Source organism: Streptomyces puniciscabiei, from assembly GCF_006715785.1.
Classification (GTDB): Bacteria; Actinomycetota; Actinomycetes; order Streptomycetales; family Streptomycetaceae; genus Streptomyces; species Streptomyces puniciscabiei.
In genome coordinates, this window is record NZ_VFNX01000001.1 from 5,155,792 (window position 1) to 5,181,779 (window position 25,988).

The window sequence follows — 25,988 nt, forward strand, 5'->3', positions numbered from 1 at the left end:
GGAAGGGGCGCGGGGCGTCCCATGCGCGGCTAGGCGCCCACCAACCGCCTCTGCCGCAGCAAGGAGGCCAACGCCGACGCGAACTCCACAGGATCCACCGGAAGAGTCACGGCCGCATCGGCCCGGCTCCACGTCGCCAGCCACGCGTCCTGCGGCCGCCCCATCAGCAGCAGCACCGGCGGACAGTTGAACACCTCGTCCTTGATCTGCCGGCAGACCCCCATACCCCCCATCGGCACGGCCTCACCGTCGAGCACGCACACGTCGATGCCCCCTCTGTCCAGCTCCCGGAGCACCGCCTGCGGCGTCGCGCACTCCACGAACTCGACCAAGGGGACGTCGGGAGCGGGCCTGCGGCCGGCGGCCAGCCGTACTTGCTCGCGGGTGTTGGAGTCGTCGCTGTAGACCAGCACCGTGGCGGTCGGCTGCATTGTTCCTCCGGGACGTCAGCGTCGTACGGACGGGACGGACAGGGCCGTTCGGGGCGGAGCTTACTCCCGTGGAAGTCCCCATGAACACCACGTCAACACCGGTTCGGCGGGCAGCAACACTCCGAACGGCACCCCCCGGAGTGAGGGCGGGATAAGCGACCGACATAATGTCGGTCGTGGCGACAGCAACGACAGTAGAAACCGGGCACGCGCACCCGTCGGTCAACCGGCCGAACCTCACCAGCGTCGGAACCATCATCTGGCTGAGTTCCGAGCTGATGTTCTTCGCGGCCCTCTTCGCGATGTACTTCACCCTGCGATCGGTGACGGGTCCGGCGCACTGGAAGCACATGGCCGACGCGCTCAATGTGCCCTTCTCCGCGACGAACACCACGATCCTGGTGCTCTCCTCGCTCACCTGCCAGCTCGGCGTGTTCGCGGCCGAGCGGGGTGACGTGAAGAAGCTCCGCGGGTGGTTCATCGTCACCTTCATCATGGGTGCGATCTTCATCGGCGGTCAGATCTACGAGTACACGAGCCTGGTGAAGGACGAGGGCATCTCGCTCTCCTCCGACCCGTACGGCTCGGTGTTCTATCTGACCACCGGCTTCCACGGCCTGCACGTGACGGGCGGTCTCATCGCCTTCCTGCTGGTCCTCGGCCGCACCTACATGGCCAAGAGGTTCACCCACGAGCAGGCGACCGCCGCCATCGTCGTGTCCTACTACTGGCACTTCGTCGATGTGGTCTGGATCGGCCTTTTCGCCACGATCTACCTGATCAAGTAGTCGGGACCGGCTCCCGCACATCCAGAAGCACCGACGCAGAAGATCCTGACACCGGGGTAATCCGTGAAAAAGCTCTCCGCACGACGACGCCATCCGCTGGCGGCGGTCGTCGTCCTACTCCTCGCGCTGGCGGCCACTGGGGGGCTGTACGCCGCGTTCGCACCCGCGGGCAAGGCGCAGGCCGATGATTCCGCCCAGTCTCTGACCATCCAGGAGGGCAAGAAGCTCTACGAGGTCGGCTGCGCCAGCTGCCACGGCACCGGTGGCCAGGGCTCCTCCGACGGGCCGAGCCTGGTCGGCGTGGGCGCCGCGGCGGTCGACTTCCAGGTCGGCACCGGCCGTATGCCGGCCGCCACCTCGCAGGGCGCCCAGGTCCCGCGCAAGAAGGTCGTCTACAACCAGACGCAGATCGACCAGCTCGCCGCGTACATCGCCTCGCTGGGCGCGGGCCCGAGCGTGCCCACCAAGGACCAGTACGGCCCTGACGGCGCCGACATCGCCAAGGGTGGCGAGCTGTTCCGCACCAACTGCGCGCAGTGCCACAACTTCACCGGCAAGGGCGGTGCCCTCACCAAGGGCAAGTTCGCGCCGACGCTCGAGGGCGTCGACCCGAAGCACATCTACGAGGCCATGCAGACCGGCCCGCAGAACATGCCGTCCTTCCCGGACACCACGTTGTCCTCGAAGAACAAGAAGGACATCATCGCGTACCTGCACGCGGTCGACAGCAGCGAGACGACGAACCCCGGCGGTCTGGAGCTGGGCGGCCTCGGGCCGGTCAGTGAGGGTCTGTTCGCCTGGATCTTCGGCCTCGGCGCGCTGATCGTGGTCGCCGTCTGGGTCGCCGCTCGGACCGCAAAGGCCAAGAAGTCATGAGTAGCCAAGACATTCCAGAAGAGAACCTGCCCGCTGAGCAGGAGCACGCCCGCGGCGCGGTAGGGATCGCGGACGAGGAGAACCCGTTCGCCGACCCGGGACTGCCGCCCCACGAGCACCGGATCCAGGACATCGACGAGCGGGCCGCCAGGCGGTCCGAGCGCACGGTCGCCCTGCTGTTCACCGTGTCGATGCTGGCCACCGTCGGCTTCATCGTCTCCTACGTGACGATCCCGCACGACAAGAGCATCTTCGTCTTCCCGATCGGGCACCTCAGCGCGCTGAACTTCGCGCTGGGCCTGACCCTCGGTACGGCGCTGTTCTGCATCGGCGCGGGCGCGGTCCACTGGGCCCGCACCCTGATGTCCGACGTGGAGGTCGCCGACGAGCGGCACGCCATCGAGGCCCCGGCCGACGTCCGCGCGAAGGTCCACGCGGACTTCCGCCAGGGCGCCGAGGAGTCGGCGCTCGGCCGCCGCAAGCTGCTGCGCAACACGATGTTCGGCGCGCTGGCCCTGTTCCCGCTCTCCGGCGTCATGCTGCTGCGCGACCTCGGCCCGCTGCCCGGCTCCTCGCTGCGTCACACCCTGTGGGCCAAGGGCAAGCGCCTGGTCAACATGAACACGGGTCAGCCGCTGCGCCCCGAGGACGTCGCCGTCGGCTCCCTCACCTTCGCCAAGCCCGACGGGCTGGAGGAGACGGACGAGGAGTTCCAGACGGAGATCGCCAAGGCGGCCCTGATGATCGTCCGGCTGCAGCCGGGCAACATCAAGGACAAGCGCGAGCTCGACTGGTCGCACGAGGGCATCGTCGCCTTCTCCAAGATCTGCACCCACGTCGGCTGCCCGATCTCGCTGTACGAGCAGCAGACGCACCACGTGCTGTGCCCGTGCCACCAGTCCACCTTCGACCTCTCCGACGGTGCCCGAGTGATCTTCGGCCCCGCCGGCCACGCCCTGCCGCAGCTGCGCATCGGCGTGGACAGTGACGGTTACCTCCAGGCGCTCGGCGACTTCGAGGAGCCCGTCGGTCCTGCATTCTGGGAGCGCGGATGAGTACTGCAGCGAACGAGACGCCCCGCCCTCGCGGGAAGGCACCGGCCGGCGAGCGGGTCGCCGACTGGGCCGACGGCCGGCTCGGGATCTACTCCCTGGCCAAGTCCAACATGCGCAAGATCTTCCCCGACCACTGGTCGTTCATGTTGGGCGAAGTGTGCATGTACAGCTTCATCATCATCATCCTGACGGGTGTCTATCTGACGCTGTTCTTCCACCCGTCGATGAACGAGGTGGAGTACCACGGCAGCTATGTCCCGCTGCAGGGACAGCTGATGTCCGAGGCGTTCAACTCGACCCTGCACATCTCCTTCGACGTGCGCGGTGGTCTGCTCATCCGGCAGATCCACCACTGGGCCGCGCTGATCTTCCTCGCCGGCATGTTCGTGCACATGATGCGCGTGTTCTTCACCGGCGCCTTCCGCAAGCCGCGTGAGATCAACTGGCTGTTCGGCTTCCTGCTGTTCGTCCTCGGCATGTTCACCGGCTTCACCGGTTACTCGCTCCCGGACGACCTGCTCTCCGGCACCGGTGTCCGCTTCATGGAGGGTGCGATCCTGTCCGTGCCGATCGTCGGCACGTACCTGTCGTTCTTCCTCTTCGGCGGTCAGTTCCCCGGCCACGACTTCGTCGCCCGGTTCTACTCGATCCACATCCTGCTGCTGCCGGGCATCATGCTCGGCCTGATGGTGGGCCACCTGATCCTGGTCTTCTACCACAAGCACACGCAGTTCGCGGGTCCGGGCAAGAGCAACAACAACGTCGTCGGCATGCCGCTGCTGCCGGTCTACATGGCCAAGGCGGGAGGCTTCTTCTTCCTGGTCTTCGGTGTCATCGCGGCCATCGCGGCGGTCGCCCAGATCAACCCGATCTGGGCCATGGGCCCCTACCGTCCGGACCAGGTGTCCACCGGCGCCCAGCCCGACTGGTACATGGGCTTCGCCGAGGGTCTGATCCGCTTCATGCCGGGCTGGGAGATCAACTTCGCGGGCCACACGCTCGTCCTGGGCGTGTTCATCCCGCTGGTGCTCTTCCCGCTGGTCCTGGCGGCGATCGCGGTCTACCCGTTCATCGAGTCCTGGATCACCGGCGACAAGCGCGAGCACCACATCCTGGACCGCCCGCGCAACGCCCCGACGCGTACCGCGTTCGGTGTCGCCTGGGTGACGATCTACATGATCACCCTGGTCGGCGGTGGCAACGACCTGTGGGCCACCCACTTCCACCTGTCGATCAACGCGGTCACCTGGTTCGTCCGGATCGGGTTCTTCGTCGGACCGATCATCGCGTTCATCGTCACCAAGCGGATCTGCCTGGGTCTGCAGCGCCGCGACCGCGACAAGGTGCTGCACGGTCGCGAGACCGGCATCATCAAGCGGCTGCCGCACGGTGAGTTCATCGAGGTGCACGAGCCGCTCAGCCAGGAGCAGCTGCACACCCTCACGGCTCACCACCAGTACCAGCCGGCCGAGATCGGCCCGACGGTCGACGAGAACGGTGTCGAGCGCAAGGTCCCGGCCTCGGAGAAGCTCCGGGTGAAGCTGTCCAACGCCTACTACGGCGAGGACAACCAGATCCCGAAGCCGTCCGTCGAGGAGTACAAGGAGATCACGAGCGGCCACGGCCACCACTGATCCCGCGTCGCCACGCCACGCCGAAGGGCCCCGTCCGGCTTACGGACGGGGCCCTTCGCCGTGTGCGGGGGTGGATAGGCTGGGATCGGACCACCGATGTTGTGTACGACACCCAGGAGCGGCTAATGAGCGCTGTGATCCCCGCTGGAGGCGACACCGCGGCGGGCCGTTCCTGGCCCGCCCTGCTGAACGGCCTGCTGGACGGTCAGGACCTGTCCGCCGACGACACCGCGTGGGCGATGGACCGGATCATGCGCGGCGAGGCGACCGACGCGCAGATCGCCGGGTTCGCGGTGGCGCTGCGGGCCAAGGGGCAGACGGTGCAGGAGATCACCGGTCTCGTCCGCACCATGTACGAGCACGCGAACGTGATCGAGGTGCCCGGCCGCACCGTCGACATCGTCGGCACGGGCGGCGACGGGGCGAAGACGGTGAACATCTCCACCATGTCGTCGCTGGTCGTCGCCGGTACGGGCGCGAAGGTCGTCAAGCACGGCAACCGCGCCGCGTCCTCCGCCTCCGGGTCCTCCGACGTCCTGGAGAAGCTGGGCGTCAACCTCGATCTCACGCCCCGACGGGTGGCCGAGGTCGCGGAGGAGGCCGGCATCACCTTCTGCTTCGCGGTGAAGTTCCACCCCGCGCTGCGTCATGTGGGCGCCGCCCGCGGGCAGTTGGGCATCCGGACGGTGTTCAACCTGCTCGGTCCGCTGACCAATCCGGCGAAGGTACGGGCCCAGGCGGTCGGCGTGGCCGTCGCCCGCGAGGCACCGATCGTCGCGGGCGTGCTCGCGGAGCGCGGCAACTCCTCGCTGGTCTTCCGGGGCGACGACGGGCTGGACGAGCTGACCACGACGTCCACGTCCCATGTCTGGATCGTCCGGGACGGCAAGGTCACCGAGGAGACCTTCGACCCGCGGGACGCCGGCATCGGCCTCGTCCCCGTGGAGGCGCTGCGCGGCGGCGACCCGTCGCACAACGCCGAGGTCGCCCGCCGTCTGCTCGACGGTGAGACGGGGGCCGTACGCGACGCGGTGCTGCTGAACTCCGCGGCGGCCCTCGTCGCCCTGGACCCGGCGGACGCCCCGCTCGCCGACCAGCTCCGTGCCGGCATGGCCAAGGCCGCCGAGTCCATCGACTCGGGCGCGGCGAAGCGGGCGCTGGAGCGGTGGGTGGCGGCGAGCAACGCCTAGCGGTCACCGGCGGTCGTCCCGCGATCCGGACACGGGTTGCGGGACGACGATCTTTTCGCGTACGTTCCCGTACCAGGTCATGAGTGACAGTCATGAGGCCCCGGCCGACTGTCCGGCAACCCTCCGTCCGTGGCGGGGTGCCCCGGGTGAGGACCAGGCCGTAGGCAGCGAGGTCTACGGCAAGCGCGGACCCCTCGCGCGCTGCTGAGAGCGCGGGACCAGGGGTCCTGGTCATCGAGGGAGCCTTCCGTGAGCAAGCGAATGCGATAGGGCCGCAGAGCCCCGCCTCCGCACACCCTTTTCTCTTCTCTTCCGCGCCTTCGGGCGTGCGTCCTCACGGGAGTTCCCCCATGTCTGTCTTCACCGCTGCCGCCGACCAGTCCGTTTGCTCCCCGCTGCCCGTTCTGGGCCGGGATGTCACCGTCCCGCTCGTCACCGGCGGCGAGGTCACCTACGCGGCCCTCGACTACGCGGCCAGTGCCCCCGCCCTGCAGCGTGTCTGGGACGACGTGGCCGCCTACGCGCCGTACTACGGCAGCGTCCACCGCGGCGCCGGCTACCTCTCCCAGCTCTCCACCGACCTGTTCGAGAACGCCCGCAGGACGGTCGCCGAGTTCCTCGGCTGCCGCGCCGATGACCAGGTGGTCTTCACCCGCTCCACCACCGATTCCCTGAACCTGCTGGCCCGCGCCCTCCCCGCCGGCTGCCAGGTCTTCGTCTTCGAGACCGAGCACCACGCGTCCCTGCTGCCCTGGCAGCACGCGAAGGTCACCTACCTCGACGCCCCGCGCACCCCGCAGCAGGCCGTCGCGACCCTGGAGCGGGCCCTCGCCGACCGCGACCCGTACGGCCCGGCCCTGGTCTGCGTCACCGGCGCCTCCAACGTCACCGGCGAGCTGTGGCCGGTGCGCGAACTGGCCGCGGCGGCGCACGCGCACGGCGCCCGGATCGTCCTGGACGCCGCCCAGCTGGCCCCCCACCACCCCGTGTCCGTCCGTGACCTGGACGTCGACTGGGTCGCCTTCTCGGGGCACAAGCTGTACGCCCCCTTCGGCTCCGGTGTCCTGGCCGGCCGCGCCGACTGGCTGCGCGCCGCCGAGCCGTACCTCGCGGGCGGCGGCGCCAGCCGCAAGGTGACCCGGCGTCAGGACGGGGGTGTGGACGTGGAGTGGCACGAGAGTGCCGCGCGGCACGAGGCGGGCTCGCCCAATGTGATCGGTGCCTACTCCATCGCGGCGGCCTGCAAGGCGCTGACCGAGGCCGGCTGGGACACCCTGGTGGCCCGGGAGCAGCACCTCATCCGCAGGGTCCGCGAGGGCCTGGCCGAGGTCCCGCAGGTCAGGATCCTCTCCCTCTTCGGCGAGGACGCGCCCCGGGTCGGCGTGATCTCCTTCGTCGTCGAGGGCTGGAACAGCTCCCACTTCGCCGCCGCCCTGTCCGCCGAGTACGGCATCGGCGTCCGCGACGGCCTCTTCTGCGCCCACCCCCTGGTCCGCACCCTCCTCGGCAGCGACCCCCAGACCCAGGGCGAGTGCGGCGCCCCCGAGGCCGCGCCGGGCGAGAAGTCCCTCAACGCCATCCGCGTGAGCTTCGGCGCGGGCACCCCCGACGAGCACGTGGAGCGTTTCGTGACGGCGGTACGGGAACTGGTCACCGACGGCGCGCAGTGGACGTACCGCACGGAGGACGGCCGCTGCGTCCCGGCGGTGTGATCAGCGCGCCGCAGACGCCTGGGCGGTCTTCGGACGATCAGTTGTCGAGACCGATCGAGAAGGCCGCCTCCAGGTCGTGCTGGGAGTAGGTGCGGAAGGCCACGTGCGTGTCCGTGCCCTCCACGCCGGGGATCTTGCTGATCCGCCCGGGGATGACATCGGCCAGGTCCTCGTGCTGCCGCACCCGGACCATCGCGATCAAGTCGTACGTACCGGTGACGGAGAAGACCTCGCTGACCGACTCCAGCGAAGCGATCTGCTCCGCGATCTCGGGGATCCGGTCCACGCTGGTCTTGATCAGGACGATCGCGGTGATCACGGCAGGTTCTCTCCCTCGGGGGCCTGAGCAGGGGCGGCTTTCACTCTAGTCGCACGGCCGTAGCGCACCCACGCGTAGACGAACCCCAGCACGAATCCCACCAGGTGCGCCAGATACGCCACCCCCGGCCCCTGCGCGGAGCGCCCCGCCGCCGCCCACTGCAGCGCCGCCCAGAAGGGCAGCACGATCCAGGCCGGGAACCGCAGTGGCAGGAAGAACAGGAACGGCAGAAGACTGGTGACACGGGCGCGAGGGAACAGGTAGAGGAACGCCCCGAGGACCGCCGAGATCGCCCCGGACGCGCCCACCAGCGACTGCTCGGAGGCGTCGTTGGCGGCCGCGTACCCCAGCAGGGCGAGATAGCCGCAGCCGACGTAGAAGAGGGTGAACTCGACCCGGCCCATCCGTTCCTCGGTCATCGCGCCGAAGACGAAGAGGAAGAGCATGTTGCCGAGCAGATGTACCCAGCTGCCGTGCACGAACAGGGCCGTGGCGGGGGTCAGGGCCGCGCGCACCGGCCTGGCGAACAGCTCGGCCGGCACCACGCCCCAGCGGTGGAAGTACGCCCGCTGCGCGGCGAGCAGGGCGTCCCCCGAGCCGTATCCCGGGGTGAGCCCCGAGGCCGGGCCCAGGACGAAGAGCAGACAGCACAGGGCGATGAGGCCGTACGTCATGGGTGCTGATGTGCTCCGGACCGCTCTGAACGCCCTGCCCGCCGCCGTGCTCGACTCGCTGATCATGAATACAGAGCATGACGTAACGGGACGCAAGCCGACAGACCGCCTCGCCGCCGTGGACGGACCAGCGGCGAGTCGCCGCCAGGCCGTAGGGTTACCGCCACACGCGTCGGCCGGCGGCACGCGAGCGAGCACGAGCCGGTACGAGGCCGTACGAGCCCGAACGAGAAGGAAGCGGACAGCCACGATGACGGTTCCCCTGCCGACCGCCACCACCCGATGGCGCTGCACCCTGTGCGGCAACCTGACCCGGTTCGACGTGACGCGCTCCTCGAAGGTCGTCGAGTACGTCCACCTCGATCTGGCCGGCGAGCCGACCGTGGAGGAGCGCGAGGTGGTCAGTGAGACCATCGAGTCGGTGCGGTGCCGCTGGTGCAACGCGGTGGACCAGGTGGAACTCGTGGACAGGCCGGGCGCCGGCTCCTGAGCGGAGCGGCTCCGAAGAAGTGGAAGTAGTGGGGTGTGACGGATGGTGGAGACCACAGGCGGGGGGCCGGGCGACGGCACCGCCGAGGTGCTTGACCGTCCGCTGCCCGACGGGGTGCGACGCAGGGTCGTCCAGATCGTCTCCGACGGCTTCGGCGGGCTGACCATGACGGAACTGCCCGCCCAGCTCAGGCAGTACGCCCGCTTCACCCCCAGCCGCCGGGCCAAGTTCGCCGGCAACGCGATGGCGGCGGCGCTGGAGACCGATGCGCTGTTCCGGCAGCGGATCGGGGAGAAGTTCAGAGAGGCGCAGCCGGAACTCGCCGGCGCCCTCGACTCCGGCTCGCCGCTCCCGGCCGCGGACCCGCTCGACGTGGCGGCCGCGGCCTACGTGCTGCGCCCGGCGGGCTGGGTGAAGCTGGTCACCGCGGTCGGCGAGGAGGTCCAGCGCGCGGACGCCGAGCGCGCCGACGAGGAGAGCCGGGCCGAGCTGGAGCGGCTGCGCGCCGAGCTGGCCCAGGCCCGCGAGCACACCCGCGCCGAGAACGAACGGCTGCGGGCGGAGCTGGAGTCGGCGAAGAAGGAAGCGGAATCGCTGCACCGCAAGCTCCGGGCCGCCCTCAGCGACGTCAAGCGGGGCGAGGCCGCCCTGCGCAAGGCCCAGGGCGAGATGGACGCCCTACGCGCCGAGGCGCACCGGCAGGTGTCGGCCGCCGAGAGCGAGTCGCGCCGGCTCAAGGCCCGCCTCGGCGAGGCGGAGGCCGCGCTGGAGGCGACCCGCCGCGCCGCCCGCGAGGGCCGCAGCGTGGAGGACATGCGGGTACGGCTGCTGCTCGACACCCTGCTGGAGGCGACCCAGGGCCTCAGGCGCGAACTCGCCCTGCCGCCCGTGTCCGTGCGGCCCGCCGAGACCGTGGACGCGGTCGAACCGGGACGAATGACCCCGAAGGACATCGCGGCGCGCGCCCTGTCGGAGAACGACCCGGCCATTCTCGACCAGTTGCTTGCGCTGCCGCAGGTACATCTGGTGGTCGACGGCTACAACGTCACCAAGACCGGCTATCCGCAGATGCCGCTGGAGAAGCAGCGGCTCAGACTCCTCGGCCAGCTCTCCGCGCTCGCCGCGCAGACCGGCGCCGAGGTGACCTGTGTCTTCGACGGCGCCGAACTGGCCGCCCCGGTGCTGCTCGCACCGCCGCGCGGGGTCCGGGTGCTGTTCTCCAAGCCGGGCGTCACGGCCGACGAGCTGATCCGTCAGCTGGTGCGCGCGGAGCCGCCCGGCCGTCCGGTCATCGTCGCCTCCACCGACCGTGAGGTGGCCGACGGGGTCGCCAGGGCGGGTGCCCGGCCCGTCGCCTCTGCGGTGCTTCTCAAGCGACTGTCCTGAAGGCCCAACGGGCATATGCAATGCCCGAATTAGCCGTATCGTCACGCAACGTAGTGTCGATCGCGCATCACGGCATGTGAGTTCTGTGCAAAGAATGCATTGCGTGATGGGATTTTCTGGTGAGAGGATTTGAACTGATCACAACTGGGTCACTAGGGTCTGGGCTCGAACCTCCGAACGGGTGATCACTCACTCACTCACTCACGAGAAGGAGTTCGTCCTCCGTGGCGTCCCACCGTCGACCCAAGCAGCAGAGTCGCGCCCGCGTGACCGTGCTGACCACCGCAGCCGCCGCAGCCGTCGTCCTGAGCGCGAACGCCGCCAACGCCGCGCCGAGCCAGAAGCTCTCCAAGGACCAGGTCAAGGCCAAGGTCGACGAGCTCTACCAGCAGGCGGAGCAGGCCTCCGAGAAGTTCGACGGGGCCAAGGCGAAGCAGCAGAAGCTGCAGAAGGAAATATCCACCATCCAGGACAACGTCGCGCGGGGTCAGCAGGACCTCAACAAGCTGCGCGACGGCCTGGGTTCGCTGGCCACCTCGCAGTACCGCTCGGGCGGCATCGACCCCTCGGTCCAGCTCTTCCTGTCCTCGAACCCGGACGACTTCCTCGACAAGGCCTCCACGCTCGACCAGTTGAGCGCCCAGCAGGTCGACGCCCTGAAGAAGATTCAGGACAAACAGCGCGAACTCGCCCAGGAGCGCACGGAAGCCGCCGACAAGCTCAAGGACCTCTCCTCCACGCGCACCCAGCTGGAGCAGAAGAAGAAGGAGGTCCAGGCCAAGCTCGCCGACGCGCAGAAGCTGCTCAACACCCTGACGGCCAAGGAGAAGGCGGACCTCGCCGCCCAGCAGGCGCGCGCAGACCGCTCCTCCAGCGCTCGCGTCAACCTCGGCGACGCCCCGCCGGCCTCCGGCCGCGCCGCGGCGGCCTTCTCCGCCGCGCAGAGCGTGATCGGCTCGCCCTACGTCTACGGCGCCTCCGGCCCGTCCTCCTTCGACTGCTCGGGCCTGACCTCCTGGGCCTACGCCCAGGCCGGTGTCTCGATACCGCGCACCTCCGAGTCGCAGGCCACCATCGGCACCCGCATCTACGACCAGAGCCAGCTCAAGGTCGGCGACCTGGTGTTCTTCTACGGCGACATCCACCACGTCGGCCTGTACGCGGGCAACGGCCAGGTGCTGCACGCCCCGCACACCGGTGCCGTGGTCCGCTACGAGGCGATGTCCGACATGCCCTTCCAGTTCGGCGTCCGGGTCTGATACCCGCCGCGATCCCCTCGGAAACGCTCGCACGGGGGCGCCCGAACGGGCGAATCCCGTGGACCGGAAGTGACTCCACGCCCCGCCACTGACCTGGGTCAGCGGCGGGGCGTCACCGTATGTTGCCGCCACGGCCGTTGGTCCGGCCCCTTCCGCACGGCTACTGTCTGCCGCGTTTCCCCGGCGCCGGGGCCTCCCCGTCCCCAGGCGCCGGGGGAGCGGTTCCTGTCCGCCAGCAGAAGGACTGCCGTGGGGTCTCATCGCCGCTTCTCCTCCTCCGGATTCGACCGGGGCGCCGCCGCCCTGTGCGTGCTGTCGGCCGCGGCCGCCGCACTCGGCGCCGTACCGGCACAGGCCGCACCGAAGGGCGACACCCGGGCCGAGGTGGACCGGCTCTACCAGGAGGCCGAGCAGGCGACCCAGGCCTACGACAAGGCCCAGGAGCGGGAGGGCGCGCTGCGCCGTGAGGTCCGCGAGGCCCAGGACCTCATCGCCCGGCAGCAGCAGCGCGTCAACACCCTGCGCGAGCAGCTGGGTTCGCTGGCCGGCGCCCAGTACCGCGCGGGCGGCATCGACCCGGCCGTGGCGCTGCTCTTCTCCGACAGCCCCGACGACTATCTCGACAAGGCGTCCACCCTCGACCGCATCACCGCTCAACAGGCCGGGCAGCTGCGGGAGTTGCAGTCCGCGCTGCGGGACCTCGCCCAGGAGCGCTCGGTGGCGGTCGGGAAACTCGCCGAGCTGGAGAGCAGCCGCAAGGCCGTGGCCACGCAGAAGCGGACCGTGGTGCGCAAGCTCGCCAGGGCCCGGCAGCTGCTCAACGCGCTCCCGCCGGCCGACCGCGCGGTCCTCGGCCGGGCCTCGCGCTCCGACGGCGACGGCCGCCTCGATCTGTCCGACCTGACCGGCCTCATCGCCCCCGACACCTCGGACACCCCCGACGCCCGCGCCGCCGCCGCGGTGGCCGCCGCCCGCTCCGCCCTCGGCCGGCCGTACGTGTGGGGCGCCAGCGGCCCCTCCGGCTTCGACTGTTCGGGCCTGATGCAGTGGTCGTACGCGCACGCCGGGGTCCAGCTGCCCCGGACCTCGCAGGAACAGCGCTTCGCCGGCCGGCAGGTCCCGCTCTCCGAGGCGCGGCCCGGCGACCTGGTCATCTACCGCTCCGACGCCAGTCATGTGGGGATGTACGTCGGCAACGGCCAGGTCATCCACGCGCCCTATCCCGGCGCCGCGGTGCGCTACGACCCGGTCGGGATGATGCCGGTCTCCTCGGTCACCCGGCCCTGATCCGGCCGCTCGCCGTTACGATCGGGAAGTGGCTGGTCGCAGGCGGGCGTGGAGTATCGGGGCCGTGGGGCTCGGGCTGCTGCTGCCCCTGGCCGGCTGCGGCGGCACCCCGTCCGACACCGCCCGCGCCCAGGTGCAGCATCTGCTCGACCGGCGCTCGGCCGCGCTCCTCGGCCACGACGAGACGGCGTACGGGGTGACGGGCACCCGCACCGAGTACACCCGGCTGCGCGCCCTGCCGCTGGCCTCCTGGGCCTACCGGGTCACCGCCGTGCACCGCACCTCCGCCGGCACCACCGCCGACGCCGACCTGAGCTATCGCGTCGCGGGGTACGACAAGGCCCCTGTCGACGCCCGGCGCACCCTCACCCTCGGCCGCACCGCCGACGGCAAGTGGTACGTCACCGCCGACCGGCCCGCCGAGGACGCCGGGCAGCAGCTGTGGGACCAGGGTCCGGTGACCGCCGTCAAGGGCGCGCACAGCCTGGTCCTGGGCACCGGCCGGACCCTCGCCGACCTGCGCGGATACGCGAAGCTGGCCGACCGTGCGGTGCCCGCGGTCTCCCGGGCCTGGGGCACCGACTGGACCCGCCGTGTCGTCGTCCTCGTCCCGCGGTCCCTGCAGGGCATGGCGGGACTGCTCGGCTCGCCCGCCGCGAACTACCGGGGGATCGCCGCCGTGACCACCGGTGAGACGGGGGGCTCGGGCCGGGCGCCCGCGGACCGGGTGGTCGTCAACCCGGAGGCGTACGCCATCCTCGGTGACCTCGGCAAGCAGGTGGTGCTCACCCACGAGACCACCCATGTGGCCACCCGCGCGCACACCACCGCCGCGACTCCGCTGTGGCTCTCCGAGGGCTACGCGGACTGGATCGGCTACCTGGGCACCGGCCGCACCCCCACCGAGGCCGCGCCGGAGCTCACCCGTGCCGTGCAGGACGGTCACCCGCCCACCGGGCTCCCCACCGACAAGGACTTCGGCTTCACCAGCGACCCGGCCGAGCTCGCCCGGGCCTACGAGAGCGGCTGGCTGGCCTGCCGGATGATCGCCGATCACTGGGGCGCGGCCCGGCTCGACGCCTTCTACCGCGCCGTCGGTGCCCACCGGAAGCGGGCGGGGGCGGTCGAGGACGCGCTGCGGAAGGTGCTGGGGACCACACCGGGGGAGTTCACCGGGCAGTGGCGGGAGTATGTGCGGGCGCAGCTGAGCCGGACCGAGTGACGCCCCGCTCCCTTGCGACCGGTCAACCGGCCGCGTCGAGCGTCTCGATGGCCTCGCTCAGCCAGGCCCGCTCCGCCTTCCCGGTGGCCCGGGCGACCCGCAGCATGCCCTCGCGGAACAGGTCCCCCGCCTCCTCCGCGCGCACCGGCTCGCCCTGCCGGTAGAAGAAGCTCGCCGGAGCCTCCAAGAACTCCAGCCGGCGGCGCAGCACAGCGGCCTGCTCGGCGGGGTCGTCCAGATGGCGCAGGAAGGCCAGCAGCGTGTTGAAGCGGACGTGGTCGGTGATCTCCGCCTGCTTGGGGGCGCGCAGCCGTGCCAGCAGCTCCTGACGGCCCTTTTCCGTCAGCGACAGCACCCGGCGCGGGGCGGCACTCGCACCTTCCTCGGTGTGCTGGTCGAGCAGTCCGGCGGCGACGAGCCGGTTGATGGCCGGATAGAGCGCGCCGTCGCTGACCGGGCGGACATGGCCGCTCAGCGCCTTGATGCGTTCCTTCAGCTCGTAACCGTGCAGCGGTCCCTCGGCGAGGAAGCCCAGGATCGACAACTCCAGCACGCGGTCTCCTCCTTGCAGCGGCCTCGGACGCCATGTTACCTCTTATCGAGTTACCTCGAATCGAGGTAACACGAAACGAGATAGCCGCATACGGCATGGATCGATGTGCGGACGCCGAGGAGTCGCCGACCGTGATCGCCCACCGCAAGCAGCTCATAGCCCTCGCCCACCCCGTCTACCTCTCCCTGCTCGCCTCGGTCGCCTCCGGGATCATCAACACCGTCTGGGTCTCCCGGCTCGGCGGTGCCGCCGTCGCCGCCGTGGCCGTCGCCACCAACACCGAGAACGTGCTGCTCGGCGTCGCGCTGGTCTTCGCCTCCGGTACGACCGTGCTGGTGGCGCACGCCCGAGGGGTCCGGGACCCGGCCGCCGTACGAGCCGCCGTGCGGGGCGGCTGGGCCCTGTGCGCCCTGGTGACGCCGGTGGTCGCGGCGGGCGGCCTGCTGCTGCGCGGCCCGCTGGCCGCACTGGTCCTCGGCGGCCACGACGGAGCGGCCCTCGGCCTGGCCACCGCCTACTTCGCGATCTCCCTGCCGGGCCTGGCCGTCTTCTTCGCCCAGCAGCTCGTCGACGGCATCCTCAAGGGCACCGGCGACACCCGCACGCCGCTGCGCCTCGCCCTCCTCGTCAACGGCCTGATCCTGCTGTGCGACCCCGTCCTCATCCACCTCTACGGCGTCCGGGGCGCCGCCGCCTCCACCGTGCTGTGCCGCGCTGTGGCCCTCGCGGCGGGCCTGCGCGCCCTGCGCCGGGCCGCCCTGCCGCGGACGGCGGCCCGGCCCACGCCCGCCGAACCCGTCCACACCGCCCTGCGCCGCACCTTCACCACCGGCCTGCCCATGTCCGCCGACTTCACCGTGCGCCAGAGCGGCGCCCTGGTGCTGGTGGCGATCGTGGCCCGGCTCGGGGTGACGGCGGTGGCCGCGTACGCCCTCGCCTACAAGGTCATGTACGTCGCCACCATGGCCTTCTACGCGGTACGGCAGGCCGCCGCGATCCACACCGCGCACACCAGGGGCGCGGGAGCGGACGCGTGGCGGGACATCGGCCGGCAGGCGGTGCTGCTCTCCGGCGCCCTCGGCCTCGCCGCCTCCGCCGTCTTCGCCGCGACGGCGCCCTGGATCATGGCCGCCTTCGGCGCTGGCCCCGAAGTCGCCCGCCAGGGCGCGCTGTTCCTGCGCTGCGTCGGCCCGTATCTGGTGCTGATGGCCTGCTTCATCGCCCTCGGCGGGGTCTTCGAGGGCAGCGGCGGAGCACCGGCACTGCTCCGGGTCACCCTGCTCGGCACGGTCGTCCAACTGTCCCTGGCGTACGCCCTCGGCAACCTCGGCCTGCCCGGCATCTGCCTGGCCCTGGCCCTCGCGATGACCGTCCAGTGCGCGGCCGTGGCAGTGCTGCTGCGCCGGACCGGCCGCCACGAGAAAGCAGGGGTGTCCCTTGTCCGTGCCGGGTGAGCCGGGCGGGTCAGGGAGAGACCGGGGTCTGGTGCGCTTCGGCCGGTTGCGGGGCGAGCGGGGCGGTGGGAGCCGGGGATACGGTCGAGTGCCACAGGCGGCGGGCCGCCGTGAGCGAGGCCGCGACCAGCAGGCCGTTGCGCACCAACAGCAGGAAGACGCCGTACCGGTCGCTCAGCACCACGTGCAGGAAGCCGAGCGGGAACTCCAGGACGGTCACGAAGGACGCGGCCACCACCATCAGCGCGGGCGCGCCCATCCGGCTCGCCCGGTACGACACACAGACCGCGGCCAGGCCGATCAGCCACACCAGGTACTGCGGGCTGATCACCCGGCTGGTGACCGTGAACAGCAGGACCGCCGTGAAGGCCGCCTCCGCGAGCGTGTGCGGCGCCCTGCGTGCCGCGCGCAGCCGCCACAGCAGCAGCCAGCCGAACGCGGCCCCGGTCAGCCCCAGAGCCGCCGTGCTGACCAGGCCCACATACGGGCCGAGGAACTCGATCGACCCGTAGTTCAGCAGCACCTGGCCCTGCCAGCCGAAGTGCCGGGCCACATGGAAGACCAGGGCGCCCAGCGACTCCACCTCGGTGCCCCGGTCCCGCTGGAAGGTCAGGAAGGCGAAGGCGCCCGGCATGGACACCGAGAACAGCGCCGCAAGACCGGACGCGGTCACCGCCGCCGACCACCAGGCCCGCCGCCGCACGGCACCGACCAGCAGCAGCGCCGGCCACACCTTCAGCAGGGCGCCGAACGCGGACAGCGCGCCCATCACCCGCGGATGCCGGGCTCCGGCCACCAGCGCCGCCACGGCCACCGCGGTCACCATCACGTCGTAGCGGGCGTACACCGTCGGACCGAGCAGCGGCGCGCCCGCCACCCACACCCAGGCCCCGCGCAGGGAGCGGCCCGGGCGCCGGCCCGGATACAGCAGCAGCGCCAGGACGGCCACGTCGGCGAGGAACGCCAGCACGAAGAAGGCGTGCGCGTACGACAGGAAGGGCAGGACGGCGGGGGAGAGCACCGGGAGCGCGGCGGCCGGGGGGTACTGCCAGGTCACGTCGTCCAGCGGAAACGTCCCCTGGCGCAGCACCTCGTACCAGCCCCGGTAGATCACCGACACGTCGGAGGTGACGTCCGGGCCCGGGAAGACGAAGACCTGGAAGACGAACAGGAGCAGCACCGCACGGGTGACACTCCAGGTCGCGAGCAGCCATGCCAGGGACCGCCCGGCGCCTTTCGTCTCCACGTGCTCCCCTGCCGTTCGATGCCGCGTCGGGCACCATGATGTCGTGCATGTCTGTGTGCATGCCACAAACTCGGCCGCACGCGGCTCCGGACGGCCGATTCGGTAGGGTCGGCGGCGATGCACAAGACCCTGATCGTCACCAACGACTTCCCGCCCCGGCCGGGCGGTATCCAGGCCTTCCTGCACAACATGGCCCTCCGCCTGGACCCCGGCCGGCTGGTCGTCTACGCCTCCACCTGGAAGCGCGGCAGGGAGGGCGCCCGGGCCACGGCCGCCTTCGACGCCGAGCAGCCCTTCACCGTCGTACGCGACCGTACGACCATGCTGCTGCCGACCCCGCGGGTGACCCGGCGGGCGGTGGGGCTGCTGCGCGAGCACGGGTGCACCTCGGTGTGGTTCGGGGCGGCGGCGCCGCTCGGCCTCATGGCCCCGGCGCTGCGCAGGGCGGGCGCCGAGCGACTGGTGGCGACCACCCACGGCCACGAGGCGGGCTGGGCCCAGCTGCCCGCCGCCCGGCAACTGCTGCGCCGGATCGGCGAGTCCACGGACACGATCACCTATCTGGGTGAGTACACGCGGTCGAGGATCGCCTCGGCACTGACCCCGGCGGCGGCCGCCCGCATGGTCCAACTGCCGCCCGGCGTCGACGAGAAGACCTTCCACCCCGGCTCCGGCGGCGCCGAGGTCCGCGCCCGCCTCGGCCTCACCGACCGCCCGGTCGTGGTCTGCGTCTCCCGGCTGGTCCCGCGCAAGGGCCAGGACACCCTCATCCAGGCCATGCCCCGCATCCTCGCCGCGGAGCCCGACACCGTCCTGCTCGTCGTCGGCGGCGGTCCCTACGAGCGGGACCTGCGCCGCATGGCCGCCGAGACCGGCCTCTCCGACTCCGTCCGCTTCACCGGTTCCGTCCCCTGGTCCGAGCTGCCCGCCCACTACGGCGCCGGCGACGTCTTCGCCATGCCCTGCCGCACCCGTCGGGGCGGCCTGGACGTGGAGGGCCTGGGCATCGTCTACCTGGAGGCCTCGGCGACGGGCCTGCCGGTGGTGGCGGGCGACTCGGGCGGCGCACCGGACGCAGTCCTGGACGGGGAGACGGGCTGGGTGGTCAAGGGCGGCTCCCCCGAGGAGGCGGCCGACCGGATTGTGGCCCTGCTGGCCGACCCCGAGCTGCGCCGGAGGATGGGCGAGCGAGGCCGCCAGTGGGTCGAGGAGAGGTGGCGCTGGGACCTGCTCGCGGAGACGTTGAAAACACTGCTGTAGTGCAGCGCCCCGTAAGGGGCGCGGGGAACTGCGCGAGCAACCACGAAACACCCGCAGCCGCCGACGACGAGTCCCCACCCCTTCATACGGCGACTCTTGGCGGAACTCCATAATCCGCCGATGCTGCGGCACATGACAGCAAACCTGATGAGACGTCAGCTGACAAGACGTCACATACTCGGTATGGCCGCGCTCCGGACCGCGGCCACCCTCGGCTTCACCCGCATAGGACTCCAGTCGGCCCGAGCCGCCGAGCCCGACGCAGTCGAATCCGCCCCGGCCATCGTCATCGGCTCCGGCTACGGCGGCGCCGTGGCCGCCCTCCGCCTCGGCCAGGCCGGCATCCGTACCCTCGTCCTGGAAATGGGCCGGCTCTGGAACACCCCCGCCCCCGACGGCAGGGTCTTCTGCTCCACCACCGCCCCCGACCAGCGCTCCATGTGGTTCCGCACCCGCACCGAGGCCCCGCTCGCCACCTTCCTCTGGCTCGACGTGGTCAACAAGGACATCGGCCTCTATCCCGGCGTCCTGGACCGCGTCCACTACGACAACATGTCCGTCTACGTCGGCCGGGGCGTCGGCGGCGGCTCGCTCGTCAACGGCGGGATGGCGGTCACGCCCCTCAAGTCCTACTTCACCGAGCAGTTCCCGACCGTCGACGCCGACGAGATGTACGGCACCTACTACCCCCGCGCCCGCGCCATGCTCGGCGTCAACACCATCGACCCGGCCTGGTTCGAGTCCACCGAGTGGTACCGGTTCACCCGCACCTCCCGGAAGGCCGCCGGCAACGCGGGCCTGAGGACCACCTTCGTGCCGAACGTCTACGACTTCGGCTACATGCAGCAGGAGGCCGCCGGTACGGCCACGAGGTCCGCGCTGGCCGGGGAGGTCATCTACGGCAACAACCACGGCAAGCGGAGCCTCGACAAGACCTATCTGGCCGCCGCCCTCGGCACCGGCAACGTCACCCTCCACACCCTGGAGAAGGTCACCTCGGTCGGCAGGGCGGCCGACGGGTCGTACGTCCTGAGCGCCGACCGGATCGACGCCACCGGCGCGGTCGTGGAGACCAAGCAGTACGGCTGCACGTACCTGTTCCTCGGCGGCGGCAGCCTCGGCACCACCGAACTCCTCGTCCGCGCCCGGGACACCGGCACCCTGCCGGACCTGAACTCCGCCGTGGGCGCGGGCTGGGGCACCAACGGCAACACCATGCTCGGGCGCGCCAACCACGTCTGGGACACCGTCGGCGCCGACCAGGCCACCATGCCCGTCATGGGCATCGACGACTGGGCCAACGCCGACAACCCCGTCTTCGCCGAGATCGCCCCGCTGCCCATGGGGTTCGAGCACTGGATCAGCCTCTACCTGGCGATCACCAAGAACCCCGAACGGGCCTCCTTCACCTACGACTCCGCCTCCCGGGCGGTGAAGCTCGGCTGGAGTGCCGCCCAGAGCGCGGTGTCGGTGAGCATGGCCAAGAAGCTGTTCGACCGGATCAACCTGGCCAACGCGACCATCTACCGCTACGACCTGTTCGGCTCCGGCAGCAAGGTGTTCGCGGACGACTTCACCTACCACCCCCTCGGCGGCTGCGTCCTCGGCCGGGCCACCGACGACTACGGCCGGGTCAAGGGGTACTCCCACCTCTACGTCACCGACGGCTCGCTCGTGCCCGGCAACATCGGCGTGAACCCGTTCGTCACCATCACCGCGCTCGCCGAACGCACGATGGCGCGGGTCCTCGCCGAGGACACCGCGCCATGAGACAACTGCCGGGCTATTTGGCGTAGATCGCCTCGATCTCGTCCGCGTAGTCCTTCGCCACCACGTTCCGCTTCAGCTTCAGGGACGGGGTGAGGTGGCCCGACTCCTCCGAGAACTGGGAGGACAGAATGCGGAACTTCCGCACCGATTCCGCCTTCGACACCGCGGCGTTGCCGTCGTCGACCGCGGCCTGGATCGCGGCGTGCAGATCCGGGTCGTCCTTCAGCGACGCCGCGGTGGAACCCGCCGGCTTGCCGTGCTCGGCGCACCAACGGCCCAGGAACTCCTCGTCGATGGTGACCAGCGCCCCCACGAACGGCCGCCCGTCGCCCACCACCATGCACTCCGCGACCAGCGCGTGCGCCCGGATCCGGTCCTCGATCACCGCCGGGGCCACGTTCTTGCCGCCGGCCGTGACGATGATCTCCTTCTTGCGGCCGGTGATCCTGAGGTAGCCGTCCTCGTCCAGGGTGCCGATGTCACCGGTGTGGAACCAGCCGTCGGCCAGCGCCTCCGCAGTCGCGCCCGGGTTGTTCCAGTACTCCTTGAACAGGTGCTCGCCGTGCAGCAGCACCTCGCCGTCGTCCGCTATCCGCACCACCGAGCCGGGCAGCGGCTGGCCGACGGTGCCGATCTTCTGCCGGTCCCAGGGGTTGAACGCCGTGGCCGCACAGGACTCGGTCAGGCCGTAGCCCTCCAGCACGGTGAAGCCGATACCGCGGAAGAAGTGGCCGAGCCGCTCGCCGAGCGGGGCGCCGCCGGAGATGGCGTACTCGCCGCGGCCGCCGAGGACCGCGCGCAGCTTGCTGTAGACCAGCTTGTCGAAGACCTTGTGCTTGACCTTCAGGCCGAACGACGGGCCGGAGGCGGTGTCCAGCGCCTTGCTGTATGCGATCGCGGCGTCCGCCGCCTTGTCGAAGATCGCGCCCTTGCCGTCCGCCTGCGCCTTGGCGCGCGCCGTGTTGTAGACCTTCTCGAAGACGCGCGGGACACCGAGGATCAGCGTCGGCCGGAACGCGGCCAGCTCGTCGGTGAGGTGCTTGATGTCCGGGACGCAGCCCAGCTTGATCGGCGCCATCATCGGCGCGATCTGCACCAGCCGGCCGAACACGTGCGCCAGCGGCAGGAAGAGCAGGACCGAACACTCGCCGGTACGGAACAGCGGGCGCAGCCGCTCCACGATGTTGCCGCACTCGGCGAAGAAGCTGCGGTGGGTGAGCACACAGCCCTTGGGGCGGCCGGTGGTGCCGGAGGTGTACACGATGGTCGCCGGGTCGTCGGCCTTGGCGAGCGAGCTGCGCTCCTCGACCGTCTCGTCCGACACGTCCTGCCCGAGCCGACCGAGCTCCTCCACCCCGCCGGCCTCGATCTGCCAGACGTGCTTGAGGGCGGGCAGCGACTCGCGCACCGACTCCACGGCCGCGGCGTGGCCCGCCTGCTCCACGACGCAGGCGGTGGCGCCCGAGTCGGACAGGATCCACTGCACCTGCTCCGGCGAGCTGGTCTCGTACACCGGCACGGTGACCGCGCCCGCGCTCCAGATCGCGAAGTCGAGCAGGGTCCACTCGTAACGGGTGCGGGACATCAGGCCCACCCGGTCGCCCGGCTGGACCCCGGCGGCGATGAGACCCTTGGCGGCGGCGTGCACCTCGGCCAGGAACTCCCGGGCCGTCACGTCCTGCCAGACACCTGCGACCTTGCGGGCGATGACGGCGACGTCGGGATGCTGCGCGGCGTTTCTGCGGACGATGTCGGTCAGGTTGCCGTCCGCAGGGACCTCGTACAAAGCCGGAAGGCTGAACTCGCGCAAGACTGCTGCTCCTCATAGGGCGCCGACGCCACGACACTGTGTGATGCGACGGTGCGGTCCAAGGCTCGGGCAAGTGCTCGGGAATTCAGCTGTTGAAATCCAGAGCACGACTGGACGGCCCGGACGTTACCCGCCGGTATGCCGTTCCCGACAGGGGGTCCCGGTGAGATGTTCGCTGCGTCACACATGTTGGCGTTCCTTCGCGCACAGTAGTCCACGGCTGAAGCGACCGGCGAGTAACCGCAGGCCGGACCGACACTGTTCACGCACACCGCACACGCCTACGCTTGATCACCATGGCCCCCACACCCTCCGGCAGCGGAAACGCCGGACATCGCAGGACCCGCGTCCACGTGGTCAGCGACGTGCACGGCAACGCCCGGGACCTGGCCCGGGCCGGCGAGGGTGCCGACGCCCTGATCTGCCTGGGCGACCTCGTCCTCTTCCTCGACTACGCCGACCACTCGCGCGGCATCTTCCCGGACCTGTTCGGCAAGGAGAACGCCGACCGGATCGTCGAGCTGCGCACCGCCCGGCGCTTCGAGGAGGCCCGGGAGTTCGGCGCGCGGCTGTGGGCCGGCATCGGCACGGACCGGGCCGCGGCCATCGAGAAGGCGGTGCGCAAGCAGTACGCCGAGCTGTTCGCCGCGTTCCCGACCCCGACGTACGCCACCTACGGCAATGTCGACATGCCGCCGCTCTGGCAGGAGTACGCCCGCTCCGGCACCACCGTGCTCGACGGCCAGCGGGTGGAGATCGGCGGCTGGACCTTCGGTTTCGTCGGCGGTGGGCTGCGCACCCCCATGCGAACGCCGTACGAGATCGACGACGAGGAGTACGCGGCGAAGATCGAGGCGGTCGGCGAGGTCGACGTGCTGTGCACGCACATCCCGCCGGAGGTCCCCGAGCTGGTCTACGACACGGTCGCCCGCCGCTTCGAACGCGGCAGCCGCGCGCTGCTGGACGCGATCCGCCGTACCAGGCCCCGCTATTCGCTCTTCGGACACGTCCACCAGCCGCTCGCGCGCCGCATGCGGATCGGCGCGACCGAGTGCGTGAACGTGGGCCACTTCGCCGGCACGGGCCGCCCCTGGGCGCTCGAATGGTGACCGGCCGACGGCGGGTGGGACATGGGGTGAAGGCGGCAGGTCGGCGGCGCGGTAGCCTTCACGCTGCACACACGTGCGCACGACGACCTCTGTACCGGCCCGCATCTGGAGGAGCCACGGCGATGGCGGAACACACCAGCTCGAGCATCACCATCGAGGCGGCACCGGCCGACGTCATGGGGGTGATCGCCGACTTCGCCCGCTACCCGGACTGGACCGGCGAGGTGAAGGAGGCGGAGGTCCTCAAGACCGACGACCGGGGCCGCGCCGAGCAGGTCCGCCTCGTCATGGACGCCGGCGCCATCAAGGACGACCAGACGCTCGCCTACACCTGGACCGGCGACAACGAGGTCTCCTGGACCCTGGTCAAGTCCCAGATGCTCCGCTCCCTGGACGGCTCCTACATCCTCAAGCCCACCGGCCCGGCCACGACGGAGGTCACCTACCTCCTCACGGTGGACGTCAAGATCCCCATGCTCGGCATGATCAAGCGCAAGGCGGAGAAGGTCATCATCGACCGCGCGCTGGCGGGCCTGAAGAAGAGGGTGGAGCAAGGCGGCCCGTCCGGCGTTTGAGGACGCGGACGTCAGGCCGAAGCGCGGGTCCGGGGGCACAGCCCCCGGTGACGCACGCCGAGCCACCGGACAGGCACCGGTACGGTTCAGCCTCATGCGCACCATCCTGATCACGGGCCCGGGCGGCAGCGGCCGTACGACCGTCGCTGCCGCCACCGCACTGCGCGCCGCAGGCGAAGGCACCCGCACCCTCCTGCTGAGTGCCGACCGCACCGACACCCTCGGCGCCGCGCTGGGCTCCGCGGCAGGGCCGGTGCCGGAAGAAGCCGCGGCGCACCTCGACACCTGGCGCCCCGACGCCGCCGAACGCTTCCGGGAGGACCTCACCGCCTTCCAGGCCCGTGCCGCCAACGTTCTCGACCTGCTCGGCGCCGCCCGGCTGGACGCCGAGGAGGTCACCCCGCTGCCCGGCGCCGAGGAGCTGTCCTTCCTGCGAGCCGTGCGGGACGCGGCACTGTCGGAGCGGTACGACCTGCTCGTGGTGGACCTCCCGCCCCTTCCGCAGGCCCTCGCCCTGCTCGGCCTCCCCGAGGAGCTGCGCCGCTATCTGCGCCGGCTGCTCCCGCCCGAGCGGCAGGCGGCCCGCGCCCTGCGCCCGGTCCTCGGCCGGCTGGCCGGCGTGCCGATGCCCTCCGACTGGCTGTACGAGACGGCCGCCCGCTGGGACGTCGAACTCGCCGCCGTCGAGGCCGTCCTCACCGACCGGAACACCGCCGTACGCCTGGTCGCCGAACCCGGCCCGGCCGGCGCCGACGCCGTACGGACCGCCGGCCTCGGCCTCGCCCTGCGCGGCCTGCGCACCGAGGCCCTGATCGCCAACCGCGCCCTGCCCGAGACCGACCCGGACAGCCTGCTCGCCGGGCTCCTCGCCCAGCAGCGCAAGACCCTCGCCGACTGGCAGGAGCGGCCGTACGACGTCCACCTCGTCCCGCACCTCGGCCACGACCCGCGCGGCACCGACGACCTCGCCGCCCTCGCCGTGCCGCCCGTCAACCCGTCGCCCGCCCCGGTCGAGTGGCCCGTCACCGACCGGATCGCCCAGGACGGCGTGCTGGTCTGGCACATCCCGCTGCCCGGGGCGATACGGGACGAGCTGGACCTGATCCGGCGCGGCGACGAACTCGTGATCACCGTGGGCCCGTTCCGGCGTATCGTCCCGCTGCCCTCCGCCCTGCGCCGCTGCACAGTCGCCGGGGCCGGCCTGCGCGAGGGCGAGCTGCGCATCCGCTTCGCCCCGGACCCCGACCTGTGGCCCACAACCGGACGGTGATGATCCGGGTACGCCCGTTCGGGTAACGTCGTAAAGGCGAACCGTAGTCAGGAGTCCGCCATGAGCGAAGAGCGTCCCGCATCCGACTCGCACCAGGGATATGAGGAACCGGGGCGGGCGACCGACGCCGACGCCTGGGCCACGGCCTGCGCCGAGGACCTCGCCGCCGAGAAGGCCCGCCGCCGCGCGGAGTACGGCCCCCAGCCGGGCTCGGCCGCGGAGGAACTGAAGAAACTCGTGGACACGGTGGCCGACAAGCTGTCCGGCCTCCAGTCACCGCTCCTCGGCAGCCTCGCCGGACCCGCCGCCCAGCAGATGGTGCGCCAGGTCGTCCAGCAGGCCAAGGCCGCCGTCGAACCCGTCATCGACCGCAACCCGGACGTCTTCGACCACCTGGCCGCGGCCGGCGGCGAACTGCTCGCCGCCTACCGATCCGCGGTCCAGGCCCAGGAGCGCCGCTGGACCGCCCGCACCGCCGACGACCTGACCCGCGAGGGGCCGGACGACCGGCGGGACGGGGGCGAGGGCACCGGTCCGGGGGAGCGGATCGACCTGGACTGAAGCGCTTTCCCGGCAGGGCCTCGGGTACGGTTGGCCGTAGCGGGGCTCGACCGGAAC

24 protein-coding genes and 1 riboswitch are annotated in these 25,988 nt (G+C 71.0%); of the genes, 18 read left to right on the forward strand and 6 right to left on the reverse strand.

All coding sequences use genetic code 11. The features are described 5' to 3' along the window. Nucleotides 1–29: 29 nt before the first annotated feature. On the reverse strand, nt 30–431 hold the full coding sequence (locus FB563_RS23860) for a response regulator (RefSeq protein WP_055710317.1): 402 nt from the start codon (nt 429–431) through the stop codon (nt 30–32). A gap of 167 nt (nt 432–598) precedes the next feature. Between FB563_RS23860 and ctaE the strand changes: the two genes are divergently transcribed. The 6 genes from ctaE to FB563_RS23890 all read left to right on the forward strand — a co-directional run bounded on the left by ctaE (nt 599) and on the right by FB563_RS23890 (nt 7,686). Further along, nucleotides 599–1,219: an aa3-type cytochrome oxidase subunit III gene (gene ctaE, locus FB563_RS23865; RefSeq protein ID WP_142218892.1), complete on the forward strand. Its 621-nt coding sequence runs from the start codon at nt 599–601 to the stop codon at nt 1,217–1,219. A gap of 63 nt (nt 1,220–1,282) precedes the next feature. After that, nucleotides 1,283–2,095 (forward strand): cytochrome bc1 complex diheme cytochrome c subunit, encoded by an 813-nt coding sequence (gene qcrC / locus FB563_RS23870; RefSeq protein WP_142218893.1) that lies wholly within the window; start codon nt 1,283–1,285, stop codon nt 2,093–2,095. After that, complete coding sequence (gene qcrA, locus FB563_RS23875) at nt 2,092–3,150, forward strand: cytochrome bc1 complex Rieske iron-sulfur subunit (RefSeq protein WP_142218894.1); 1,059 nt, start codon at nt 2,092–2,094, stop codon at nt 3,148–3,150. The genes qcrC and qcrA overlap by 4 nt, the downstream gene beginning before the upstream one ends. Beyond that, on the forward strand, nt 3,147–4,784 hold the full coding sequence (qcrB, locus tag FB563_RS23880; protein WP_142218895.1) for a cytochrome bc1 complex cytochrome b subunit: 1,638 nt from the start codon (nt 3,147–3,149) through the stop codon (nt 4,782–4,784). Before qcrA ends, qcrB begins: the two co-directional genes overlap by 4 nt. Nucleotides 4,785–4,909: 125 nt before the next feature. Next, nucleotides 4,910–5,974, forward strand: a complete 1,065-nt coding sequence (trpD, locus tag FB563_RS23885; RefSeq protein ID WP_142218896.1) for an anthranilate phosphoribosyltransferase — start codon at nt 4,910–4,912, stop codon at nt 5,972–5,974. 75 nt (nt 5,975–6,049) lie between these two features. Continuing rightward, a riboswitch (SAM riboswitch) is annotated at nt 6,050–6,166 on the forward strand. A 158-nt stretch (nt 6,167–6,324) separates the two neighbouring features. Further along, nucleotides 6,325–7,686, forward strand: coding sequence for an aminotransferase class V-fold PLP-dependent enzyme (locus tag FB563_RS23890; RefSeq protein WP_142218897.1), 1,362 nt, complete (start codon nt 6,325–6,327; stop codon nt 7,684–7,686). Between the two features lie 37 nt (nt 7,687–7,723). On the opposite strand, the gene FB563_RS23895 is transcribed toward FB563_RS23890, so the two are convergent. After that, nucleotides 7,724–8,005: an Lrp/AsnC family transcriptional regulator gene (locus FB563_RS23895; protein ID WP_055705265.1), complete on the reverse strand. Its 282-nt coding sequence runs from the start codon at nt 8,003–8,005 to the stop codon at nt 7,724–7,726. Then, complete coding sequence (locus tag FB563_RS23900; protein WP_079048660.1) at nt 8,002–8,745, reverse strand: rhomboid family intramembrane serine protease; 744 nt, start codon at nt 8,743–8,745, stop codon at nt 8,002–8,004. Before FB563_RS23900 ends, FB563_RS23895 begins: the two co-directional genes overlap by 4 nt. A gap of 184 nt (nt 8,746–8,929) precedes the next feature. On the opposite strand from FB563_RS23900, the gene FB563_RS23905 reads away from it, so the two are divergent. The 5 genes from FB563_RS23905 to FB563_RS23925 all read left to right on the forward strand — a co-directional run bounded on the left by FB563_RS23905 (nt 8,930) and on the right by FB563_RS23925 (nt 14,323). Continuing rightward, nucleotides 8,930–9,169 carry a hypothetical protein gene (locus FB563_RS23905; protein ID WP_014672226.1) on the forward strand — a complete coding sequence of 80 codons (240 nt, stop codon included), beginning with the start codon at nt 8,930–8,932 and terminating at the stop codon, nt 9,167–9,169. Nucleotides 9,170–9,211: 42 nt separating this feature from the next. After that, a complete protein-coding gene (locus FB563_RS23910; RefSeq protein WP_055705263.1) occupies nt 9,212–10,555 on the forward strand; it encodes an NYN domain-containing protein in 1,344 nt (447 codons plus the stop codon). A gap of 224 nt (nt 10,556–10,779) precedes the next feature. After that, nucleotides 10,780–11,814: a C40 family peptidase gene (locus tag FB563_RS23915; RefSeq protein WP_055705262.1), complete on the forward strand. Its 1,035-nt coding sequence runs from the start codon at nt 10,780–10,782 to the stop codon at nt 11,812–11,814. 249 nt (nt 11,815–12,063) lie between these two features. Beyond that, entirely contained in the window at nt 12,064–13,101 is a 1,038-nt protein-coding gene (locus FB563_RS23920) for a C40 family peptidase (RefSeq protein WP_167528506.1), read from the forward strand. A 28-nt stretch (nt 13,102–13,129) separates the two neighbouring features. Further along, nucleotides 13,130–14,323 (forward strand): hypothetical protein, encoded by a 1,194-nt coding sequence (locus tag FB563_RS23925; protein ID WP_411573172.1) that lies wholly within the window; start codon nt 13,130–13,132, stop codon nt 14,321–14,323. A 22-nt stretch (nt 14,324–14,345) separates the two neighbouring features. Here the strand turns inward: FB563_RS23925 and FB563_RS23930 are convergent, their stop codons facing one another. Next, a complete protein-coding gene (locus FB563_RS23930) occupies nt 14,346–14,876 on the reverse strand; it encodes a PadR family transcriptional regulator (protein ID WP_055705260.1) in 531 nt (176 codons plus the stop codon). Nucleotides 14,877–15,007: 131 nt separating this feature from the next. Here FB563_RS23930 and FB563_RS23935 point away from each other — a divergent pair, with 131 nt between their 5' ends. Further along, nucleotides 15,008–16,330 (forward strand): MATE family efflux transporter, encoded by a 1,323-nt coding sequence (locus tag FB563_RS23935; protein WP_055705269.1) that lies wholly within the window; start codon nt 15,008–15,010, stop codon nt 16,328–16,330. A gap of 10 nt (nt 16,331–16,340) precedes the next feature. Here FB563_RS23935 and FB563_RS23940 read toward each other — a convergent pair whose 3' ends face one another. Beyond that, nucleotides 16,341–17,576, reverse strand: coding sequence for a glycosyltransferase family 87 protein (locus FB563_RS23940; protein WP_055705259.1), 1,236 nt, complete (start codon nt 17,574–17,576; stop codon nt 16,341–16,343). 117 nt (nt 17,577–17,693) lie between these two features. On the opposite strand from FB563_RS23940, the gene FB563_RS23945 reads away from it, so the two are divergent. Together FB563_RS23945 and FB563_RS23950 are read left to right on the forward strand one after the other, a co-directional pair. Further along, entirely contained in the window at nt 17,694–18,836 is a 1,143-nt protein-coding gene (locus FB563_RS23945) for a glycosyltransferase family 4 protein (RefSeq protein WP_055705258.1), read from the forward strand. A gap of 147 nt (nt 18,837–18,983) precedes the next feature. Beyond that, a complete protein-coding gene (locus FB563_RS23950; protein ID WP_079048659.1) occupies nt 18,984–20,606 on the forward strand; it encodes a GMC oxidoreductase in 1,623 nt (540 codons plus the stop codon). Nucleotides 20,607–20,619: 13 nt separating this feature from the next. On the opposite strand, the gene FB563_RS23955 is transcribed toward FB563_RS23950, so the two are convergent. Beyond that, complete coding sequence (locus FB563_RS23955) at nt 20,620–22,416, reverse strand: AMP-dependent synthetase/ligase (RefSeq protein WP_055705256.1); 1,797 nt, start codon at nt 22,414–22,416, stop codon at nt 20,620–20,622. 296 nt (nt 22,417–22,712) lie between these two features. Here FB563_RS23955 and FB563_RS23960 point away from each other — a divergent pair, with 296 nt between their 5' ends. The 4 genes from FB563_RS23960 (at nt 22,713) to FB563_RS23975 (ending at nt 25,931) form a co-directional block, all read left to right on the forward strand. Next, on the forward strand, nt 22,713–23,525 hold the full coding sequence (locus FB563_RS23960; RefSeq protein WP_055705268.1) for a metallophosphoesterase family protein: 813 nt from the start codon (nt 22,713–22,715) through the stop codon (nt 23,523–23,525). 122 nt (nt 23,526–23,647) lie between these two features. Continuing rightward, nucleotides 23,648–24,100, forward strand: a complete 453-nt coding sequence (locus FB563_RS23965; protein WP_055705255.1) for an SRPBCC family protein — start codon at nt 23,648–23,650, stop codon at nt 24,098–24,100. 94 nt (nt 24,101–24,194) lie between these two features. Then, nucleotides 24,195–25,370 carry an ArsA family ATPase gene (locus tag FB563_RS23970; RefSeq protein WP_055705254.1) on the forward strand — a complete coding sequence of 392 codons (1,176 nt, stop codon included), beginning with the start codon at nt 24,195–24,197 and terminating at the stop codon, nt 25,368–25,370. 60 nt (nt 25,371–25,430) lie between these two features. After that, nucleotides 25,431–25,931, forward strand: coding sequence for a DUF5304 domain-containing protein (locus FB563_RS23975; RefSeq protein WP_055705253.1), 501 nt, complete (start codon nt 25,431–25,433; stop codon nt 25,929–25,931). The last annotated feature ends 57 nt before the right edge of the window (nt 25,932–25,988 follow it).

Bases quoted from the DNA above. Each gene is read 5' to 3' on its own strand.
- FB563_RS23860 (WP_055710317.1), bottom strand. From the start codon at position 431: ATGCAGCCGACCGCCACGGTGCTGGTCTACAGCGACGACTCCAACACC.
- ctaE (WP_142218892.1), top strand. From the start codon at position 599: ATGTCGGTCGTGGCGACAGCAACGACAGTAGAAACCGGGCACGCGCAC.
- qcrA (WP_142218894.1), top strand. From the start codon at position 2,092: ATGAGTAGCCAAGACATTCCAGAAGAGAACCTGCCCGCTGAGCAGGAG.
- qcrB (WP_142218895.1), top strand. From the start codon at position 3,147: ATGAGTACTGCAGCGAACGAGACGCCCCGCCCTCGCGGGAAGGCACCG.
- trpD (WP_142218896.1), top strand. From the start codon at position 4,910: ATGAGCGCTGTGATCCCCGCTGGAGGCGACACCGCGGCGGGCCGTTCC.
- FB563_RS23890 (WP_142218897.1), top strand. From the start codon at position 6,325: ATGTCTGTCTTCACCGCTGCCGCCGACCAGTCCGTTTGCTCCCCGCTG.
- FB563_RS23900 (WP_079048660.1), bottom strand. From the start codon at position 8,745: ATGATCAGCGAGTCGAGCACGGCGGCGGGCAGGGCGTTCAGAGCGGTC.
- FB563_RS23905 (WP_014672226.1), top strand. From the start codon at position 8,930: ATGACGGTTCCCCTGCCGACCGCCACCACCCGATGGCGCTGCACCCTG.
- FB563_RS23910 (WP_055705263.1), top strand. From the start codon at position 9,212: ATGGTGGAGACCACAGGCGGGGGGCCGGGCGACGGCACCGCCGAGGTG.
- FB563_RS23945 (WP_055705258.1), top strand. From the start codon at position 17,694: ATGCACAAGACCCTGATCGTCACCAACGACTTCCCGCCCCGGCCGGGC.
- FB563_RS23950 (WP_079048659.1), top strand. From the start codon at position 18,984: ATGAGACGTCAGCTGACAAGACGTCACATACTCGGTATGGCCGCGCTC.
- FB563_RS23960 (WP_055705268.1), top strand. From the start codon at position 22,713: ATGGCCCCCACACCCTCCGGCAGCGGAAACGCCGGACATCGCAGGACC.
- FB563_RS23965 (WP_055705255.1), top strand. From the start codon at position 23,648: ATGGCGGAACACACCAGCTCGAGCATCACCATCGAGGCGGCACCGGCC.
- FB563_RS23970 (WP_055705254.1), top strand. From the start codon at position 24,195: ATGCGCACCATCCTGATCACGGGCCCGGGCGGCAGCGGCCGTACGACC.
- FB563_RS23975 (WP_055705253.1), top strand. From the start codon at position 25,431: ATGAGCGAAGAGCGTCCCGCATCCGACTCGCACCAGGGATATGAGGAA.